Raw genomic sequence first — 3,943 nt, forward strand, 5'->3', positions numbered from 1 at the left:
CGTCCGGGGCCGGGCCAGGCCGGCGCGCCGACGGGCTGGTCGAGCAGGGCATCGCGCTCGGCATCGAGCGGCAGCAGGGTCAGCGAGCAGCCGGGCATTTCCATGGCGGTCATGAAATTGCCGGCCCAGGCCCGGTCGACTACAAGGCCCCGCGCGCGCAATTGCGTCAGCGCCGCCCACGCCATGATGGCCAGTTCCATGGGGGCGGTGCCGCCCAGGCCATTGACCAGCAACGCCACGCGCGCGCCGGCGGGCAATTGCATATCGTCCAGAATGGCGTCGAGCAGGGAAGCGGCAATGGCGTCGGCGCTGCGGATGGTGGTGCGTTCCACGCCCTTTTCGCCATGAATGCCCAGGCCGAATTCGATTTCGTCCTCGCCCAGCGCGAAGCCGGGCACGCCCGCCGCCGGCACGATGCAGGCGCCCAGCCCCACGCCCATGGAGGCCAGCTGGTCCGCCGCGCGCCGGGCAATGGCGGCCACTTCGGGCAGGGCCATGCCCATTTCGGCCGCCGCCCCGGCCAGCTTGTGGATCAGCACCGTTCCGGCAATGCCGCGCCGCCGGCCGCGCGGAACCAGGTCGCGCAGCGCCACGTCGTCGGCCACCACCACCACTTCCACCGGAATGCCCTGTTGCCGGGCGAGTTCGGCGGCGAGGCCGAAATTGAGGCGGTCGCCGGTATAGTTCTTGATGATGAGCAGCGCGCCGGCGGGGCCGGAAGCGGCCAGGATGGCCGCCAGCACCGCGTCGGTGGAGGGCGAGGTGAAGACGTCTCCGGCAATGGCGGCGGTCAGCATGCCCGCGCCCACATATCCGGCGTGAGCCGGCTCGTGGCCGCTGCCGCCGCCTGACAACACGGCGACCTTGCGGCTTGCGGATGCGGGCAGATCGCTGCGCAGCACGACATTCTCGCCTTCCAGCAGCGCCAGGCCGGGGGACAGGTCCACCGTGCCTTCGAGCAATTCACGCACGAGGTGCTGGGGGTCGTTGAGCAGTTTTTTCATGGCTTGTTCCTTCGGTGCGGTTCAGGCGGCGCGGCGCAGGATGTCGCGCACCGCTTCGGCCCCGGTGGCGTGGCTTTCGCCCAGGGGAAACTGGCCCGCCGCTTCGATATGAGCCACCACGGCCTCCGCGTCGAGCGCGCCGGTGCGAATGGGGCAGCCCATGCGGGTGAAAAAATCCTCGGTGGCTGCAATGGCAGCCTCGGCGGCCTGCCGGTCATCGGCAATATCGAATTTCCATACCCGCCTCGCATAGCGCGCCAGCATGGCCTTTTTGGCCTCCAGCCCGTTGCGCATGACGCTGCCCATCACCATGGTCAGGGTGCGCGCATGGTCGGTGCCGTTGAGGGCGGTGATGGCATGGCCGATCATATGGGTGGACCAATCTTGCGGCACGCCGGCCCCGATCAGCCCGTTGAGCGCCTGGTTGGCCGCCCACATGACGTTCTCGCGCGCTTCGTCGCTGTTTTCGGCAATCAGCCTGGGGCCCCATTCGAGCAGCACTTCGAGAAGCGTCTCGCTGTAGCCCAGCTGCACCGGCGCGTTGACCGGATAGGTCAGATATTGCTCCAGCACATGGGTGAAGGCGTCGACGGTGCCGTTTTCCAACTGCCGCCGGCTCAGGCTTTTCATGGTGGAAGGGTCGAGAATGGCGAAGCGCGGCCGCGCCGCCGGGTTGGCGAAGGGCAGCTTGAGGTGGCGCCCGGCATGGGAAATGACCGAGACGGCATTGCTCTCCGACCCGGTGGCGGGCAGGGTCAGCACGGCGCCAACGGGCAGCACATTGCGGGGCGGCGGCCCGGCATGCAGCCGGTCCCGGGCGTCTTCGGCGGTGATGGGCACCATGGCGGCGAGGAATTTGGCGGCGTCGATCACCGACCCGCCCCCCACGGCGAGGATGAAATTGCTGCCCGATATGCGGGCCAGCTCGGCGGCCTGGGCAATGGTTTCATAGACCGGATTGGCTTCTATGCCGCCAAACTCCACCCAGACGCGCCCGGCGAGCCCGGCCACGACCTGATCGTAGATGCCATTGGCCTTGATGCTGCCGCCGCCATAGAGCACCAGCACATGGGCATCGGCGGGCAAAAGCTGGGGCAGGGCCGAGATCTGCCCCTGGCCGAACAGGATTTCCGTGGGATTTGAATGCCGAAAGCTGACCATGATGAATTTTTCCTAGGCTGGGCATGAACGTGCAGGGCCGATCCCGCAAGGCGTTTGGATGGATCTGATTCTGGCTTCTGATGAGGATTTCAGCCAGAGTGTCGACACTATAGCAGGTTTGGCGCGCCGGTGGACGCCAAAAGCTGTCCCTGGGGCAAATTTTGCACTGTGGGGGCGGGGCGGGTGCCTGAGGGGAGATGAGCGGATATTCCGAGTCCGTATTCCTGCGTAAGTCCTTGATATTAAAGGTAACGTAAACTTCGGGCTTGGTTTCCGGGCCGGGGAGAAACCCGCTAGGGCTAAGGTGTCTTGGTCTGGCGGAGTGCGGGATGTGTGGACGGCAGGTAAGGCGGGAATCGGGCGGGGCGTGAGGCGGCGGCGGGCGGGCGCGGGGCCAAGGCCGGCGCCGCGCCGCTATCCGCGCATCGAAACGGTGAGCATGGGCGGACTGCCGGTGGCCCGGCTCGACCGCCGGCAGACGGCGGCGCTGATGGTGGCGCTGGCGACGCGCTATCGCCGCCGCGACCGGCCCTGGATCGCCACCAGCGTCAACGGGCAGGTGCTTTCGGAGGCAGCGCGGCACGATGGGCTGCGCGAGGCCATGCTCTATGCCGATGTCATCAGTTGCGACGGCCAGCCGCTGGGGGTGGCCAGCCCCATGGTGGCCGGCGCGCGGCTGCCCGAGCGGGTGGCGACCACCGATCTTTTCCACGATGTGGCGCGGCTGGCGCGCACGCGAGCGTGCAGCATGTATTTCCTGGGGGCCAGCGCGGCGGAGAATGCCCGCGCCATGGCCCGCGTGCGCCGGCTCTATCCACACCTGCGCATATTGGGGGCGGCGCATGGCTATCGCGACCATGCCGGCTGGATCCGGCTGGTGCGCGAGATCGATCGGCTCGGCCCCGACATTGTTTGGCTGGCCTTGGGCGTGCCGCGCGAGCAGGAATTCTATATGCGCTTCGCCCATGCCATGCCCAATGTGGGGCTGATCAAGACCAGCGGCGGGCTGTTCAACTTCCTCTCCGCCTCGGCGCCGCGCGCGCCGCAATGGATGCAGGAGAGCGGGCTGGAATGGGCCTTCCGCATGGCGCAGGAGCCGCGCCGGCTGATGCTGCGCTACCTGACCACCAGCCCGCATGCGCTGTTGCTGATGTTTACCCGCCGCAGCCGCCGCCGCGACGAGAAACGCCTGGGCGGGGATATCGGCGCGCGGGGATGAGGGGTTCAGCTGCGGCCGAATTCATCCTCGAGGCGGATGATGTCGTCCTCGCCCAGATAGGCGCCGGTCTGCACCTCGATGAGCTCCAGCTCGATCTGGCCGGGATTGAACAGGCGGTGCAAAGTGCCAGGGGCGATATAGGTGGACTGGTTTTCGCCCAGCGTGGTCACCACGCCGTCAAGCGTGACCTCGGCGGTGCCGCGAACAACGATCCAGTGCTCGGCGCGGTGGACATGCTTTTGCAGGCTGAGGCGGTGGCCCGGCTTGACGAAGAGGCGCTTGACCTGGAAGCGCTCCCCGCTCACCACCGCGGCAAAGCCGCCCCACGGCCGGAAGGTGGTGGCGTGGGTTTCGGTAAGCGCGCGGGTGAGGGTATCGGCGCGCAACTGATGCACCAGCGCCCCGATGCGCCCGGTTTCGGCGCGCGGCGCGATATAGACGGCGTCGGGCGTGGCGATGACGGCGAGCCCTTCCAGGCCGCTGACCGCGACATGGGCACGATCGCTGATGACCAGGCAATTGCCGGCCTGGTCGAGCGTGACCGGGCCCTGTACCACAT

Annotated in this window: 4 protein-coding genes; 1 reads left to right on the forward strand and 3 read right to left on the reverse strand. The window is 67.7% G+C overall.

The genetic code is table 11. The features are described 5' to 3' along the window. Positions 1 to 1,004, reverse strand: a 1,004-nt coding sequence (locus tag VDP82_RS15085; protein ID WP_323015657.1) for a dihydroxyacetone kinase subunit DhaK, incomplete at its 3' end; no start/stop codon positions are given. Positions 1,005 to 1,025: 21 nt separating this feature from the next. After that, positions 1,026 to 2,165 carry an iron-containing alcohol dehydrogenase gene (locus tag VDP82_RS15090; RefSeq protein ID WP_323015658.1) on the reverse strand — a complete coding sequence of 380 codons (1,140 nt, stop codon included), beginning with the start codon at positions 2,163 to 2,165 and terminating at the stop codon, positions 1,026 to 1,028. 331 nt (positions 2,166 to 2,496) lie between these two features. Between VDP82_RS15090 and VDP82_RS15095 the strand changes: the two genes are divergently transcribed. Next, the gene (locus VDP82_RS15095; protein WP_323015659.1) at positions 2,497 to 3,384 is read left to right on the forward strand and encodes a WecB/TagA/CpsF family glycosyltransferase; all 888 of its coding nucleotides are present in this window, start codon (positions 2,497 to 2,499) and stop codon (positions 3,382 to 3,384) included. 5 nt (positions 3,385 to 3,389) lie between these two features. On the opposite strand, the gene VDP82_RS15100 is transcribed toward VDP82_RS15095, so the two are convergent. After that, positions 3,390 to 3,943: cupin domain-containing protein (locus VDP82_RS15100; RefSeq protein WP_323015660.1), on the reverse strand; the 554-nt coding region annotated here is incomplete at its 5' end.

Source organism: Devosia sp. (genome assembly GCF_034675085.1).
Lineage (GTDB): Bacteria > Pseudomonadota > Alphaproteobacteria > Rhizobiales > Devosiaceae > Devosia.